The sequence below is a fragment of the Gillisia limnaea DSM 15749 genome (assembly GCF_000243235.1).
Lineage (GTDB): Bacteria > Bacteroidota > Bacteroidia > Flavobacteriales > Flavobacteriaceae > Gillisia > Gillisia limnaea.
In genome coordinates, this window is sequence record NZ_JH594605.1 from 43,034 (window position 1) to 59,154 (window position 16,121).

A 16,121-nucleotide genomic window follows, 5' to 3' on the forward strand; every position below is an offset into this window, starting at 1 on the left:
TGGTTCAACAGGAGACGTTACGAATTTTAATCAAACCTTAAAAATTAAGATCATGGCAATTTTAGAAAGAACAACCGGAAAAGAGGGGAAATCAATAATTAAAAGAAATTTCCTAAACACAAGAAGTAGCAGGGGAAACTGGTACAGCAGTAGACGTTACGAATTTTAATCAAAAAAAATTAAGATCATGTCAAATTTAGAAAGAACAATCGGAAAAGAGGGGAAATCAATAATCAAAAGAAATTTCCTAAACACAAGAGTTAGCAGGGGAAACTGGCACAACAGTAGACGTTACGAATTTTAACCATACATTTTTAAATCATGAGAACTAAAGCATTCAAAATTTACCAGAAAGGGAGCTTAGGCGAAAGAAGACACTTTCAAAATATTAAGCAGACACGAAGAGGAACCTGGCTTGAAAATCAGGATAGCATACTTAGAACTATCATTCTTAATTAATTTGATGATGCGGATTATTAAAACATAATTCAAATCATTAGCTATAAAAATTAACCCCCAATAAGATATTAATTATGGATTTATTTTTAATCGAATAGCCGTGAACCTAAAGGGTTTCCGGCTATTCTTTTTGAAAGAATAGCCTTCTTAATCATTCATTTATACTTCAACCTGGTAGAAATAGAATTTTACAGGTTTTCTAATCGATGTATCTATCTTAAATTTAACAAAACCAGGTAATATAATTTTAGCAGTATTCCTTTACTTGCAGGCATTATTACCTCATTATGATAGAACGAATAAAAAAATCCCCCAAATTAAAGTGGACCATTGGCATTGGTGCGGGTTTACTTGCGCTAATTTTCTTGTTTTATGGAAGTATTTATTTTGGCCTTTTTGGAACGATACCTTCTTCCAAAGAATTAAGTGAGCTAAAACAGAATGAAGCCACGCAAATTTTAGCTTCTAATGGGGAGCTGATTGGGAAATATTACATTTTTGACAGGCAGCCGATAAACTTTGATCAATTACCTGAACACCTTATAAATGCTTTAGTAGCAACAGAAGATGCGCGCTTTTTTGAACATGGCGGTATAGATAGCAGAAGTTTGTTTAGGGTTTTCTTTAAATCCATTTTACTTCAGGATAAATCTTCAGGCGGTGGTAGCACTCTTACCTTGCAACTCGCCAAGAATTTATATGGCAGAAAGAATTACGGCTATTTTGGAATCGTTGTAAATAAATTACAGGAATCCATCATCGCCCAACGGCTGGAGGATATCTATACTAAAAACGAAATACTTCTTCTATACCTTAATACTGTTCCATTTAGCGATAATACCTTCGGAATAGAGAGTGCGTCCATGAAATTTTTTGATAAGCATACCCGTGAACTTTCCCTGGAAGAAGCTGCTGTACTGGTTGGAATGTTAAAAGCATCTCATTATTTTAATCCCAGAATATTTCCTGAAAGAAGTAGGTTGCGTAGAGATGTAGTCCTGGTACAAATGGAAAAATATGGGTATTTAACCGAGGAAAAGATGCAGCAGGCTAAGCAAAAAGATTTGGTGCTGGATTATCATTTTTACAGTCATGATCAGGGCCTTGCACCCTATTTTAGGGAACAACTTCGCAAGGATGTGACTTCTATTCTGGATACTTTAAAAAATAAGAATGGAGAAACCTTTAATATTTACCGTGATGGCTTGATCATACATACCTCACTGGATTATAAAATGCAGGAATATGCTGAAGAGGCTGTGCAGGAACATTTAAATACATTGCAACAAGCTCATGAAAAATCTTACGGAAAAAATGCGCCGTGGGAGAAAAACAAAGAGGTGATCTTAGATGCGGTAAAACGCACCGCGGTTTATAAGAAACTCAATAATCAAGGCTTGTCCGATGATGAAATCCTTAAAAGGCTGGATGAGGAAAACCGTGAAATGGAACTGTTTAATTATAAAAAGATTGAAGTTAGAAATGCGAGTTCCCTGGACAGTATAAAACATTATTTAAAGTTTTTGAATGCCGGATTTCTGGCTGTTGAACCTTCAACCGGTGCCGTAAAAGCCTGGGTTGGAGGCGTAAATTACGAGTATTTTAAATATGACCATGTTTCACAAAGTAAACGCCAGGTGGGTTCTACCTTTAAGCCTATTGTTTACACCGCAGCGCTGGAAAGTGGAATAGAACCCTGCTCCTATTTTTCTGTGGGTGAGGTGACCTATGAGGATGGATGGACACCGTCCAACTCTGGATCTTTTGGAGATGATCCTTATATGAATTATAATTTGAAAACCGCCCTTAGCCAATCTATTAATACCATTGCAGTAAAAGTCCTTATGGAAACAGGGATTTCAAATGTGATTAGCCAGGCCCAAAAAATGGGAATAGAAACCCAGTTGCCTAAAGTTCCATCCATAGCACTAGGAACTGCAGAATTAAGTTTGAAGGAACTCGCAAAGGCCTATACTAGCTATGTAAATGGTGGAAAACCAAGTACTCCTTATTATATTCATAAGATAGAAGACGGGGAAGGAAATCTTTTAGCTGCGTTTAAACCTGAGGTAGCAAAGACTCCTGCTTTTTCAGAAGTTAACAGGGAGATCATGATTGATATGATGAAAGCCACAGTAAATGAAGGAACGGCTCAAAGGCTTCGAAGCACGTACGGATTAAAAAATGATATCGTAGGAAAAACCGGAACCACACAATCCAACAAGGATGGTTGGTTTGTTGGAATCCTTCCAAAGCTGGTAACTGTCACCTGGGTAGGCTCTGATGATCACAGGATAGGGTTCAGGAATACCGGTATTGGGCAGGGAGCTAACTCCGCCCTGCCTGTTTTTGCACATTTTATGCAAAGATTAAATGCGGACAACACATTTGATGATATAACAGCTACAAGTTTTAAGACTCCTTCAGCTGAAGTTCTTGAAATAATGGATTGTGAATCTAAAACCAGGGATGGATTTTTTAAACGCTTATTTTCAAATCCCGATAAAAAGGAACGGGCAGAAGAGGATAAAAGCAAGCAGAAAAAAGGCCTTTTTAAACGTTTGTTTGGTAAAAAAGATAAGAACTGAAGGGGATAGAATTAATTCTTCGTCAAACTTGAAATTAAATTTAACTGAAATTTATTAATATTTTTGAACGCATCTTGGTTTAAAAAAAAATTCATCCAGAAGCGACGAAGGTTTTATAGCAATAGAAAATCTTAAGCAGGAAATGCATTGAGATTACAAGGAAATACTAACTTTACTAATCCTTTTTTTTGTGAAAGGCTAGACTCTGGCTGGGAAAACACTCTCCGCCCATCCTGTTGCATCCTCCAGATTATCAAAAAAAGCAAAAGATTGATCAAAATGCGTCTGTTCTGCAATGGCCTTTTCTCTCACAAGACTATCTTCAGAAACAATTGCCAATGCGCGTACCTTTTTCAAAAGTTTACTGTTATAAGCATTTTCTTTAACGGTATACCTGTTTTTTCTGTGGCTTATCAAAGTAAAATCCTTGCCATCAAAATGATTGAAAACAATTCTTAAATTTTGTTCCACGATTTTATTATCCACTTCGACGTTTTCTTTAGCTTCCACTATAACATAATTATGGAAGAATTGAAAATTATAGTGATCACTAGATTGAGATATCATACTAAATATTAAAAAACAAAAATAAACTATATTAATTTCTAAACATACCTCTATTCAAAAAACGTTAATTAAATAATGAAAAATGTTAAAAATGTTAAAAATAAAATAAAACCGAAACGTGAATTTTATAATTATTTTTTTTCTTGGGGAATTCAATAAACAGAAATAAATGTTGAGTGATTACTATCATAAATTTTCCATAAGGTGCCCGAATTATTTGTAAATTGAAGGAAAATAAGGTTTATTGCCTTAAAATAAAATTAAAAGTATGGAAGCATTATTTCAATTTGTTCATCTCGAAAGAAGTGAACGTCTAGAGCAGTTTATATCAGAGAAATTAGATAAACTAGAAAATAAATATGACTGGATAGTTAAAGCGCAGGTTTATTTTAAGAAACAAGATGGACAGGACCCAAAAGGTTTTATTTGCAACATGAAACTGAGCGTTCCAGGACCGCTAATCTTTGCTGAGTCGAATGAAGAGTCTTTTGAAGCTGCAGGGGCCGAAACAATTCGCGATCTTGAAAAACAACTGTCCAAGAAAAAAGGGCAAATGAAGACCTATTAAATTTTATAAATAACATTTAATATAATGCCTTTCAGAAAAAATTCTGAAGGGCATTTTTTTTTCAACTAATCAAAACGTGGAACTGAAATAAAGAGCGCTGTTCCATAGCACACTTTATAAATAAGATATTTAGACCTGTCAAATTTTATAAATAGCTTACAAAAGTCCCATTTGCTCATTGATGAAAACCAATAGACCACAAAGTAACAAAGGAGTTTAAATACCTGCTTTTTTTTTAATATATGCTTTTAACAATAAGTTGGACGAATAAAAATTTTAAATTTCGTAATTTCAAGTGAAATAGTGACGATTCAGTATTTTTTTTGAAAGCAGGAGTATGATACGATTTAGTTTTAGGAGACCTTTATTGGGGGGGATAATCTTTGCAATCGCTATGGGCTTTTCCACGTATATATTTGGAGAGATCTCTGGCTTTCAGGCATGGGAATTGCTTGCTACTTCATCCTCTGGAATAATCACGCTATGCTATATCATCATTTTGGGTTCCATCTACATTCTGGTTATGTTACTTCACCTTTTAAGCATAAAAGTGCTAAAAATAAATCATTTAAGACAAAAATATTATAACGAGCTTTTAAATATTGCACGACTTGCTACCTTATTAATAATAACTTCTATTATCGTTCTTTTATTACCCAATATCCCCTTTACAGAAACAAAAATATTCTCCTATTCAGAGTATTTTATAATCTATTACTCAATTCTTGCGGTAGCATCTGTTTTAGCAGGTGGATTTATTGCAGTAATAACCATGATTTACCAAAACATTCGAAATATAATTCACGATAAAGAGGAAGAACAAGATTGTAATGAGGCGGAATTAAAAATAGAAGAATCCATAGAGGAATAATCTAATCTGTTTATAGAAAGTAAAAAAGACTATTTGAAAAATAATTTTTCCTCGTCAATCGAAAATAAATAGCACTTAGGTAAACCAAAATCTACTATTAAAATGGGAATGACGTGAAAAACACTTTAGAAATAGTCCCTTTTATATTAAATTGATAAAAATAACAAAAGAAATTTACTCAAGGTTTTAAGACCACGAATGATTAAATACTTTAATTACTGAATGCGGCTTAATTTATTTAGAATATCCAAACGTTGGCCATCTTCAAGGTTAAAAGCTGGTTGTCCCTTTAATGGGAACAAATAAATGAACTCTTCAGCATAAGCTCCCCAACTTTCTGCCAGACCAAATTCGTCATTTTTGCTCTGAAGGGCAGGACGAGTAAAGGTGTTTTCAGCACTATCATATAGAGAACCCTCCGCATCTGCACCAGTGAATAACATCCCATCATTAAATTCACAAAAAATCAAAACAGATCCGCCTCCATTTCCAGGAAGATCATTGATCTTTAATTTAAAAGTTTTATGGATATCATTCTTTTGGGTAATATCTTTAGTTTTAAAAGTATCCTTAATAGTAGTTCTTGGATGTATAAATATTTGAGCACCTCCGGCATCTTCGGAAATTGTTTTTAGATCTGCATACGCTCTTTTATACACATCGGAATTGGAGAGAAAAATAGCATTTATGTTATATCCTTCTTTTACAAGATTTTTTACCGCATCCTTTGTATCCTCTTCTACTACATCAATCAAAATAATATCTTTGAGATTTAAATGACGAATGGCATATCCCTGATGGAACCCCTTTTCGGTCTCTGCACCTTTTATAATAAAAGTATCCGGAATAAGTCTTAAAAATTTCCCGGTCTCTCCTTTTTGAATAAACTCTGCGGATTGGCTATTTAAAATTTCCATTTTATCTACTGTCTTCATAATGCTAATAGGTTTTATTTTATAGTTAAATTTACGAAGGGAAGGTATTCCGGCAAGATGAATTAATATTGTTTAACTGGAATTTATTAGTTCCTTAACTCCAAAATAAATGCCGAAAAGAGCCCATGATGTGTCATCGAAAAATTACAAAATAATTTTTGATTTTCGAAATTTAGAAAGGGAATAAATTGACCTGATTTTTTTATGGAAATTTTTTGCTTCGGAAGATTTTGTAGTCGGGAAACTTCATTAATAAGTTCCAATTTGAGATCTGTCGGTTTAAGATAAATTTTTTGAACGAAATTCGTAGAATTTTCTAATGTTGCAAAACAATAGATATACTCTTGAGAAATTGAAGCTTTGGTGAGGTATGAATTTTTCTCGATACTCACTTTCCCGGTAACAGAAGTGATTTTATCTCCCGTGATCTCGCATCTAAAAGCTTTTGGATTGAATTTTCTGGGGAGCTCCAACCTTCGCTGATGTGCTTTATAAGCAGATTCCTTCATAGCCCATAGCAACCATACAGTGAGTTCGGGATCGCTCGATCTTAAAATAAAATCCTGTTCTTCTTGAGAAAATAGCTTGTTTAGGAATCCTGTTCGTTTCCAGGTGTTTTTGCCTAATGTAAGCTTGAGATCAATGATATCATTGCCTATCATTTTTACTTTATTTTTTCCAGAATTATATTTTTAGCATCGCCTGCAGTTAGCATTCCATTCATAGATTCTGTATCGATCTCAATATTAAATTCATCTTCCACATCCAGCACCACATCCACAAGATTTGCAGAATTTATCTTTAGATCATTTAAAAAATCGGTGTTTTCATTAAAATTCTCAAGGCCCTCCTTATTCTGTACATAAGGCGTAACAATTGCTTTTAATTTTTCAAGTATCTCTTTTTCCGGCATATTATTTAATAGATTAATTAGTTGATTGGTTCTAAGAAGGTATAAGTCCTTATTCTGTTATTTTTTTAAAAATCACAATCCCGTTAACATCCCCAAAACCAAAGCTTGCCTTAGCGATTATATTCAAGGGAATTTCAATTGTTTTACGGGGAATTTTTTCTGAAGCTATTAAGGTACTTATTTCAGGATGAAGTTTTTCACAATTTACATTTCCGAAAATAAAATTTTTATACAACTGCAGGACGGATGCAACACATTCAATACTTCCCGAAGCGCTTAAACAATGTCCCATCAAACCTTTAAGGGAATTAATATAAGGAAAATTTTCTTTTTTTCGATCCAGACCCAGAATCCAGTTTTCTATTTCGACGGGGTCTCTGGAAGTTCCTGTTAAATGACCATTAATCGCATCGATCTCATTTGCTGAAATACCAGAATTTTCTATTGCGCCTTTAATACATCGCTGCACTGCTTGGCTATTTGCAGCAGTCATACTGCCACCGCCTCTTTGTCCACCGCTGTTCACTTCCCCTCCCATTACTTCTGCGTAGATCCTGGCACCACGCTCCTTGGCCGAGGCATAATCCTCCAGCAGGAGCGCTCCTGCACCACTGCCGGGGATAAATCCTGCTGCCAAGGCACTCAAAGGCCCCGGCGCTTCTTGAGGAGTATCATTATAATTTCCGGGTAATATTCGCATCGCATCAAAACCTCCCCATACATAAGGGCCATGATCGCTACAACTTCCTACCAACATCCTTTTTGCTTTCCCTGCCTGAATACGTTCAAATCCCATCAAAAGAGCTTCCGTCCCTGTTGTGCAGGCAGAGGAATTCGTTGTCACCTGATTTCCACAACCTAAAATTCCACCTAAATAGGCACTTATTCCACTTGCCATGGTTTGAATAACGCTGGTACTTCCAAGTCTTCGGGTTTTTCCGGCATCTATTAAATGGATAGCCTCCCTAAATTTATCTACTCCAAGGATTCCGGTACCAAATATAATTCCGCTATCCCAATCTGGCGCTTCCTCATCCGCCTTAGACAAGCCTGCATCTGCCCAGGCATCTGTTCCGGCAATTACTCCGTAAATAATTCCGCTGCTATTTAGTCCGCGTAATTGAAGGTCGGTAAAGTAATTTTTTAATTTTTCTGAAGATATTTTAGGCTTCCCTCCTATCTGGCAGGAAAAATTGAGATCGGCCAATTCCTGATAGAATTCTATACCGCTTTGCCCATTTCGAATGGCTGTTTCAAATTCCTCTAAACCAACACCATTTGGAGCAACAACACCCATCCCTGTAATCACGACACGATTCTTCATTCAGTATTCTTTCGAGTAAAAAAAACTATTAACTTCTTGTCTTTATACTATATTCGTCCCGCCAAGCATGACCATTACAAAGCTGGCTCCCGGGAAATCATCCCTGCGATCTTCCCTCTACAAATAAGGTTTTCTTCCGTATCAAACATCTCAACCTTACATTTCAATTTATTGAATCTGAAATATTCCTTTGTAGAAACCACTTTCACACTTTCCCCGGGAAAAACAGGTTTGAAGAAATCTATTTCAGTTGAACTTAATCCTATTTTCCGATCGCTTTCTACGTTCTCGTAATTTTCCGAAGAAATAAGAAAAACACCCAAACTTACCACCCCAATTTGAGCCATACATTCTATAAGTAGTACTCCCGGTGTTACAGGATTATCCTTGAAATGTCCGGAATAGAAAAAAGAATCTTCGGGAAATTTATAAAGCCCAGTAACTCCCTGAGCGTTGATTTCCAGAATTTCATCTACAAACAAAAATGGAGGAGCATAAGGCAATTTTGAAATAATATAAGCTGAAGTCAAAAAGATAGGATTTTTAGGGTTTATTTTAGATGTTCACCTCCGTTTACGGGAATTATAGTCCCGGTGATCCAGCTTGCTTCATCTTTTGAAAGCAAATAGACCACATTGGCGATATCTTTTGGAATCGTTAGTCGTTTAAACGGATTATGTTTTAAAGCATGCTCGCGCAGGGTATCGCTTCCCGGTATCATTTGAAAAGACCTGGTAACAGTAACTCCTGCCTGAATGCAATTTGCACGAATACCATAAGTAGCAAACTCCAATGCCATACTTCTGGTAATGGATTCCAACGCCGCTTTTGCTACGGATACCGCTCCATAATTGGGCCATGCTTTCTGACTCCCTTCACTTGTAAAGGAAATTACACGGGCATCTTTTGAAAAAAGTCTTGCTTTAAAAACAGACTGGGTCCAATCGTATAAGCTAAGGGCCATCGCATCCAGGGTTAGCTGAAAATCGATGTTTTCAAGAACGGGACCTTCCCCGTTCATAGGTTTTAAATTTCCTTTTGCAATGCTGTGAACCAATGTTCTAATTCTCCCATTATCTCCAAGAACTTTAGCGATCTCTATAATGAGACTTTCCCTTTTTTCCTTCTGAATTGCATCCACATTAAAACTTTCCAGCCTGACATCGCTGTTCCTAATATCCTCAAATGCTTCCTCAATATCCGATAGTTCTGATTTTCGGTCCCGGTGTATTATGATGATATTCATCCCATGACGTGCCAGCTTTCGGGCAGTTGCAAGACCAAGTCCGCTACTACCTCCTAAAATCAAGGCCCAATAATTACTGTCTTTAAATTCTGTTACCATTTTAATAAAATTCTTTGAGCAGAAAACCCCGGACCAAAACTTAACATTAAACCCTGATCGCCTTTGGGGAGTTCTTTGTTTAAAAACCTTTCCAATACATATAAGACGGTTACGCTGCTCATATTGCCGTAAAGCCTAAGCACTTCGCGCGTATCGTCAATATTCTTTCCTAAGATACCAAAAAGATCAGAAACCGTTTGAACAATTTTTTTGCCGCCCGGATGAAATATCAAATGCTGTACCTCCTGGATATTGGTATTGTTTTGTTCAAGAAAAGGATGAATGATAGCCGGGAAATGTTCAGCGATCTTTTGAGGAACTGTTTCATCCAGGATCATTTGCAAGCCGTTATTAGACAAGTGAAAACCCATTAAATGGGTGGCATCAAAAAAGTGATACATCTCTTCTGCAATTATTTTGGGGCCTTCAATATTTTCTTCAGAAGAAAGAAGGACACAGGCAGCACCGTCTCCAAATATCGCAGCACTTACCATATTTGCCATACTGAAATCTTCCAATTGAAAAGTTGCTGTAGGACTTTCCACCGCAACTACTGCAGCTCTTTTCCCCGGATTCGCTTTGAGGAAATTGAAGGCGTAGATCATCCCTGAAATCCCTGCGGCACAGCCCATTTCGGTTACGGGTAGTCTTGTGATATTTTGTTTTAAATCAAGTTCATTGATCAAATAAGCATCCAGGGAAGGGATCATTATTCCTGTGCAACTTACCGTGATAATATAATCCAGGGATTTTGGTTCCCAACCGGCTTTTTTCAAGGAATTTCCAAGTACACTTGTTCCTAGTTTTTTTATCTCACGAACATAGATATTGTTTTTTTCCTCAAAGGAAGTTGAAACAAAAACTTCTTCAGGGGACATAATAGAATAGCGTTTATCTACCGCAGCACCCTCAAAGATCTTTAAAATTTTTCTTCGGAAACGATCATCCTTATCTTCAAGCCAATCTTCTACAAGAGGTAAAATATCTTTGGTTTCCCGGAAATATTGAGGTAGTTCTTTATGCACATTCACGATAGTAACACTCATAATTATTTTATTTCTGAATTATCCACTGATAGCGGAATGCCCATTTCCAGCTTATTTTTTGTTTTTTAACCGATATCTTATTTGAAAAAAACTGTAGGTCCCTTTTTTTAAATCCGCGTAAAATTGAGGTAAGACCATCCTTTCGTGCAATCTCATTTCTTATAAAAACAGCACAGAATGCCTCAAACAATCTATAGGCAATTTTACTTCGCTGCAAGTCATTGATCACGATACCAAATTTAGACTGCTTGACGAACAATTCAACGAGCTCATCAATTTGTGGATCCTTAAAATGATGCAAGGTTAAAGTGCAAAGCAAAATATCGAATTTCATCTTTTCAAATTCGTCCTGAAAAATATCGATGGGAAAATAAGTGATCTCCGGATAATAATAGGAAAGTTTTTCTGCAATTTCAATAGCATATGGATTTGCATCTATTCCGGTGAGCTCGAGCTTATAGTTTTCTTTTCTTCCCCATTTTGCAATCTCCCTAAGGATTGCTCCATTCCCACAACCAATATCTGCAATTTTTACAGGTTCTGACTTTGGGTGATCCCTTAGCAAAAGTTTTATCCCCTGAAGCGTGATTTTGTTGCCGCCAAGCCATTTATTGATGTTATCGAGGTCATAAAGAGTTTTTTCCAAATCGGTACCCTTCAGCTCAAAATCATCCATGATCTCGCTTTCATCGGTTCTTTCTCGAGTGCTTATTTTACTCATATAACAGGTTCTCCGTGAGTTTTAGTTATGATAATGGGCAGTAATGATGGAAATGTTTTTATTATATTTTGTGAAGCTTCCGCTAAATAAGGGCTCAGAAGGATTTTTTGAAGTACGCTTCCTACTTTCATTCGGGATTTAAACTGGTGATTCCATTTTTTTATATATTCTTTTTCAATATCAGTTCTATTCAAGGTGTTTGGATTATAGTACTTCAAAATGCTTTCTGAAGCCAGTTTTGCACTGTGAAAAGCCATAGCCATCCCGTTTCCACAAAGTGGGTGTATCAAACCGGCAGCATCACCCAACATAAGTATATGATCTTCTACAAGAGATTTTTTCTCAAAAGAAACCTGAGCTATGCTAAGATCCGTTTCAAATAATGGAATGGCCTCGTCAAAAAATGTTTTAAGTTGGGGATTTTTGCAGAGTACTTCTTCTTTAAAGGAATTGGTGCTTTTATGATCTTTAAAACTTGCGTAGGATGCAAGATAGCAAACATTTACAGCACCTGTTTCGGTTTTAGAAAGGCCACAATAACCTCCCTCAAAATTATGAAGGGAAACCATGTTGTTGGGATAATCATCAAGTTTATAATGAGCCTTCACCGCAAGCCAGCCTGATTTTTTTCCAATAAAACCTCTATTTAATTTTTTATCAAGATTGGATCGCTTTCCAAAAGCTCCAAGAACGATGTTTGCTGAAACAATTTGGTTGTTAGAAGTATTTATCTTAAATACTTCATCTTTGAAGGTTATAGTTGCAACCGTTTGTTGAATGATGTCAACATTTTGTTCCTTAGCCTTTTCATACAGATAGTTATCCAGGGCATATCGGCTAATACCAATACCACCTAATTTAAGATCTGCTTTTATAGTTTTTCCTGAAGGGGTACTGTAAAGCAAATGATCTATTGGCTTAGGATTAAGACTACCCAATGAAATATTAAGGGATTCCAGATAAGGAAGGATTTCACAGGAAAGATATTCCCCACATACTTTGTGATGTGGATACTTCTCTTTTTCAAACAGCAAAACTTTTAAACCACAGGAAGCCAAATGTATAGCTGCGGTAAGACCTGCTAAACCACCACCCACGATTCCTATATCGGCTTTTTTCACCCGTGGAAGGTAATTAAAAGAATAAAAAAATCCCGGAAATTTCCGGGATTTAATATATGTTTAAGGAGTTTATTTTAGTTTTCCTTAGCAGCTTCTTCCGCTTCTTTCTTTAGTTCTTCATTAGCAACAATCGCTAATTCTACCCTACGGTTTTTAGATCTTCCTTCAGCAGTGCTGTTATCATACTTTGGCTGAGATTCTCCGTACCATTTGGTGTCAAACCTATTCTTGGGAACTCCATTGGTTACCAGATAGTTTGATACCGCCTGTGCACGATTTTTGGATAAAGTGAGGTTATAAGAATCGCTCCCGGAGCTATCTGTATGTCCTTCTACCAAAATATTGGTATCCGGATACTCTTTAAAAATTCCCGCCAGTTTGTTCAGAGTTTCCTGAGATGCAGAATTTATATTGAATTTTTCAGTATCGAAATAAATTCCACTGGATTCATCAAAGGTAACATTAATACCTTCACCAACCCGCTCTACTTCCGCTCCAGGGATCTCCTGCTCAATTTTTTGAGCTTGTTTATCCATCTTGTTACCAATATAAGCACCTGCTGCACCACCTACAACACCTCCAATAATGGCCCCAAGGGCGCTATTCCCGTCTCCGGTATTATTACCTATAACTCCGCCAATAACAGCACCACTACCGGCACCAATTACTGCACCTTTTTGCTTATTGTTAGCATTCCTTGTCGCATCACAACCAATTAACATGGTTGCAGCAAATAAAAGGGCCATGTATTTGTTCATTCCTATTTTCATAATTGTCTTAATTTAAAGTTTAGTAAAGTTCATTCTAATAACAAAAGGCTTTCCTTCCAAGGTAACGGTTTGTTGCCAAACCATGGAAGTCTCAGTTAAAGATACCAAATTCAGTCTGAATCCCTGATCTCCAGTGGTAGATTTGTATCTACTATCTGTTGGTTTCAATAGAAAGTCAAACATTCCATCTGGTGTATTTTCTTCGTCTATAGACCATCTAAAATATCGCTCACCGGCAGTACAATCTGTTCCCTGGGCAGCATAAGTTCCTGTATTATTGTTTGAAACAAAACTCCACATACTCCCCTTGAAACATGAAGTTGATGCATCATTAAATAGAGTTACATTATAAATCCCTGTATTATTAGGGTAGGTAACATCGTTTAGTATCCAATCACCTTTAAAGGTTTTGCGGGTTTCAGTAGCTACTTTACTGGGACCACATGATACAATTAGCACTATTGTAGCAAGCATAAATAACAATTTTCTCATAGTTTTAGGTTTAGGGTTGATATTAAAAAATCCAATCAGGCAATAGTAATACCATGATTGGATTTTTTATAAGATAATTAATTTTAACGTCTGAAAAGACGGCTTATAAGTGAGATTACGAGTAAAATAATAAAGATGTAAAAAATAATTTTTGCAATATCGGCAAAACCTTCAGCAATGCCCCCAAAACCGAAGATGGCAGCCACCAAGGCTATAATTAAGAAAATAACAATAAGTCGTACCATAATGATAGTTTTAATTGATTAGCTAGAACGAAATTACTGTTCCCACACTGCACAAACAAAAGATTATTAATAATTTAACAGATAATTTATTAGATTAGAATCTTTGTTGCCAATAACTGCGTACCTATACAAGATGTATGCAACTCAGGGTTTGTAACTTAAAACTGCAAAGCAAAATAATGGGTTTTAATTTTCTTAAAAGTTAAAAAATCAATAAATTTAAATCAATAAACAAAGTTTACAATTTTGGATAACAAACTCAAAAAAGTAGCACGTACAGGATATATTGCCAAAGGGAGCGTATATGCCATTACAGGGATTCTAACCTTTCTGGAAGCTATTAATTTAGGAGGGCAAAAGGCAAGTAAGCTTAAGGTTTTGGAATTTTTAGACAAACAACCCTTCGCTAATATCTTACTCTTTATAATGGCACTTGGACTGCTAAGTTTTTCTTACTGGAGGTTTTCGCAGGCTATTTCAAATCCTGAAAACATTGGTTCAGGAAAAAAAGGAAAGCTTAAACGAGTGGCATTTTTTATAAGTGGCGCTGCGTATTTAGGTCTGGCGGTATTTGCTGTATTAAGAGTTATAGGTTCACAAAGTTCCACGGGTGGCACAGAGAATTCACACTTTTTAGCGACAAATTCCGGCCTAACTTTACTAGGAGTTGTTGGTCCCATATTTATAATTATAGGAATTACAAAATTCATAAAAGCCTATAAAGGAGATTTCACAAAAAAATTCGATTTAAGATCAATTGGGGAAGAAAAGCGAAGAAAAACAATTAAAAATTCAGGGTATTTGGGGATTACATCTCGGGGAGTTGTATTTCTTATCATCGGATTTTTTGCGGTGCAGGCGGCATTCAATAGCAATCCATCCGAAATAAAAACCACGGCCGATGTATTCTCATTCCTTCAGGATTCCAGCTATGGGGCCTGGTTAATGGGGTTAGTTGCCTTAGGTTTTATAGGATATGCGGTTTATATGTTTATGATGGCCAAATACCGAAAGTTCAACGATTAATTTAGCGGACTTTCACAAATTTAATTCTCAGTTCTTTTTCAAGTTCATAGATTTTACGAACTTCTTTGCTGTTTATCAAAACAAGAGAGATCCCTTTTTTTCCGGCTCTGGCAGTCCTTCCACTTCGGTGTGTGTAATATTCGGTTTGTTCCGGCAATTGGTAGTGCACCACAAAAGCAAGATTGTCCACATCAATTCCACGTGCTGCAACGTCGGTAGATACCAAAAGTCTGAGTGTTTCTTTCCTAAACGCTCTCATTACTTTATCCCGATCTTTTTGATGCATATCACCTTCCAGAAGTCCAACTTCATAATTCTTAGCTTCCAGTTGTTTTGACAGCAGTTTTGCAGCAGCCTTGGTTTTTGTGAAAATTATTCCGCGGTTTTTACCCTGGGATTTCAGAAATAATGAAAGCGTATCCAGTTTATTATTATCGTCTCCGGTAACATAGTGATGTTCGATTCCGGAATTGACAGTTTCAGATTTATCAACAGAAACCCTGATAGCGTTTTTGGAAACAAAATTAGTGATGATTTCATTTAACTCTGAAGGCAAAGTGGCCGAAAACAACCAGATGTTCCGGTCTCCTTTTGTATGCTTCAGGATGGTTGTAAGTTCCTCCTTAAAACCCATACTCAACATTTCATCGGCTTCATCCAGCACAAGCGTGCTTATTTTTGAAATATCGAGGGCTTTTTTATTTAAAAGATCTATAAGTCTTCCAGGGGTTGCTACAACTATATGTGTTGGACGATTAAGTCGGGAGATTTGTATATCTATTTTTTCTCCACCATAAACAGCTTCCGTAAAAACCTGATCTGTATACTTGGTAAATTTAAAAAGCTGTTTGGCAATTTGTTGTCCCAGTTCTCTTGTAGGAGCAAGGATAAGCGCCTGTATATAATCTTTATTGGTATCAACTTTATTGAGCAATGGCAAACCAAAGGCGGCAGTTTTCCCCGTACCCGTTTGTGCCTGACCAATGAAATCTATATTTTGAGTCGACAAAACAGGTATGGCTGCAGTCTGGATTTTAGTAGGAGTGTAGATCCCCATTTCATTTAACCCTTTCTCAATATCTTTTGACACTCCTAATTCTGTAAATCCCATTTTATTTATTTTAAAGATG

The 16,121-nt window shown here is 36.3% G+C and carries 18 protein-coding genes; 4 read left to right on the plus strand and 14 right to left on the minus strand.

Going from position 1 to position 16,121, the window contains the following annotated elements:
• Positions 1–746 precede the first annotated feature (746 nt).
• Positions 747–3,047 (plus strand): transglycosylase domain-containing protein, encoded by a 2,301-nt coding sequence (locus GILLI_RS00250; RefSeq protein ID WP_006987102.1) that lies wholly within the window; start codon positions 747–749, stop codon positions 3,045–3,047.
• Between the two features lie 198 nt (positions 3,048–3,245).
• Here the strand turns inward: GILLI_RS00250 and GILLI_RS00255 are convergent, their stop codons facing one another.
• Positions 3,246–3,614 (minus strand): hypothetical protein, encoded by a 369-nt coding sequence (locus GILLI_RS00255; protein ID WP_006987103.1) that lies wholly within the window; start codon positions 3,612–3,614, stop codon positions 3,246–3,248.
• A gap of 268 nt (positions 3,615–3,882) precedes the next feature.
• Between GILLI_RS00255 and GILLI_RS00260 the strand changes: the two genes are divergently transcribed.
• Both GILLI_RS00260 and GILLI_RS00265 read left to right on the plus strand, forming a co-directional pair.
• Positions 3,883–4,182, plus strand: a complete 300-nt coding sequence (locus tag GILLI_RS00260) for an HPF/RaiA family ribosome-associated protein (protein ID WP_006987104.1) — start codon at positions 3,883–3,885, stop codon at positions 4,180–4,182.
• A gap of 337 nt (positions 4,183–4,519) precedes the next feature.
• Complete coding sequence (locus tag GILLI_RS00265) at positions 4,520–5,053, plus strand: hypothetical protein (protein WP_006987105.1); 534 nt, start codon at positions 4,520–4,522, stop codon at positions 5,051–5,053.
• Between the two features lie 215 nt (positions 5,054–5,268).
• Here GILLI_RS00265 and GILLI_RS00270 read toward each other — a convergent pair whose 3' ends face one another.
• The 12 genes from GILLI_RS00270 to GILLI_RS17835 all read right to left on the minus strand — a co-directional run bounded on the left by GILLI_RS00270 (position 5,269) and on the right by GILLI_RS17835 (position 13,965).
• The gene (locus GILLI_RS00270; RefSeq protein ID WP_006987106.1) at positions 5,269–5,988 is read right to left on the minus strand and encodes a hypothetical protein; all 720 of its coding nucleotides are present in this window, start codon (positions 5,986–5,988) and stop codon (positions 5,269–5,271) included.
• Between the two features lie 86 nt (positions 5,989–6,074).
• Positions 6,075–6,650, minus strand: a complete 576-nt coding sequence (locus tag GILLI_RS17550) for a 4'-phosphopantetheinyl transferase family protein (RefSeq protein ID WP_006987107.1) — start codon at positions 6,648–6,650, stop codon at positions 6,075–6,077.
• A gap of 2 nt (positions 6,651–6,652) precedes the next feature.
• On the minus strand, positions 6,653–6,901 hold the full coding sequence (locus GILLI_RS00280) for an acyl carrier protein (RefSeq protein WP_006987108.1): 249 nt from the start codon (positions 6,899–6,901) through the stop codon (positions 6,653–6,655).
• A 49-nt stretch (positions 6,902–6,950) separates the two neighbouring features.
• Entirely contained in the window at positions 6,951–8,225 is a 1,275-nt protein-coding gene (locus GILLI_RS00285) for a beta-ketoacyl-[acyl-carrier-protein] synthase family protein (protein WP_006987109.1), read from the minus strand.
• A 74-nt stretch (positions 8,226–8,299) separates the two neighbouring features.
• Positions 8,300–8,755, minus strand: a complete 456-nt coding sequence (locus GILLI_RS00290) for a 3-hydroxyacyl-ACP dehydratase FabZ family protein (RefSeq protein ID WP_006987110.1) — start codon at positions 8,753–8,755, stop codon at positions 8,300–8,302.
• 20 nt (positions 8,756–8,775) lie between these two features.
• The gene (locus GILLI_RS00295) at positions 8,776–9,570 is read right to left on the minus strand and encodes an enoyl-ACP reductase FabI (RefSeq protein ID WP_006987111.1); all 795 of its coding nucleotides are present in this window, start codon (positions 9,568–9,570) and stop codon (positions 8,776–8,778) included.
• A complete protein-coding gene (locus GILLI_RS00300; RefSeq protein ID WP_006987112.1) occupies positions 9,564–10,616 on the minus strand; it encodes a type III polyketide synthase in 1,053 nt (350 codons plus the stop codon). The genes GILLI_RS00295 and GILLI_RS00300 overlap by 7 nt, the downstream gene beginning before the upstream one ends.
• A 7-nt stretch (positions 10,617–10,623) precedes the next feature.
• Complete coding sequence (locus GILLI_RS00305; protein ID WP_006987113.1) at positions 10,624–11,337, minus strand: methyltransferase domain-containing protein; 714 nt, start codon at positions 11,335–11,337, stop codon at positions 10,624–10,626.
• A complete protein-coding gene (locus GILLI_RS00310) occupies positions 11,334–12,458 on the minus strand; it encodes an NAD(P)/FAD-dependent oxidoreductase (protein ID WP_006987114.1) in 1,125 nt (374 codons plus the stop codon). Before GILLI_RS00310 ends, GILLI_RS00305 begins: the two co-directional genes overlap by 4 nt.
• 74 nt (positions 12,459–12,532) lie before the next feature.
• Positions 12,533–13,228, minus strand: coding sequence for a YiaD family glycine zipper/OmpA-like lipoprotein (locus GILLI_RS00315; protein WP_006987115.1), 696 nt, complete (start codon positions 13,226–13,228; stop codon positions 12,533–12,535).
• 12 nt (positions 13,229–13,240) lie between these two features.
• Positions 13,241–13,720 (minus strand): lipocalin family protein, encoded by a 480-nt coding sequence (locus GILLI_RS00320; protein ID WP_006987116.1) that lies wholly within the window; start codon positions 13,718–13,720, stop codon positions 13,241–13,243.
• Positions 13,721–13,803: 83 nt separating this feature from the next.
• A complete protein-coding gene (locus tag GILLI_RS17835; RefSeq protein ID WP_006987117.1) occupies positions 13,804–13,965 on the minus strand; it encodes a DUF1328 domain-containing protein in 162 nt (53 codons plus the stop codon).
• 246 nt (positions 13,966–14,211) lie between these two features.
• On the opposite strand from GILLI_RS17835, the gene GILLI_RS00330 reads away from it, so the two are divergent.
• On the plus strand, positions 14,212–14,991 hold the full coding sequence (locus GILLI_RS00330) for a DUF1206 domain-containing protein (protein WP_006987118.1): 780 nt from the start codon (positions 14,212–14,214) through the stop codon (positions 14,989–14,991).
• 1 nt (position 14,992) lies between these two features.
• On the opposite strand, the gene GILLI_RS00335 is transcribed toward GILLI_RS00330, so the two are convergent.
• On the minus strand, positions 14,993–16,102 hold the full coding sequence (locus tag GILLI_RS00335; protein WP_006987119.1) for a DEAD/DEAH box helicase: 1,110 nt from the start codon (positions 16,100–16,102) through the stop codon (positions 14,993–14,995).
• Between the last annotated feature and the right edge of the window lie 19 nt (positions 16,103–16,121).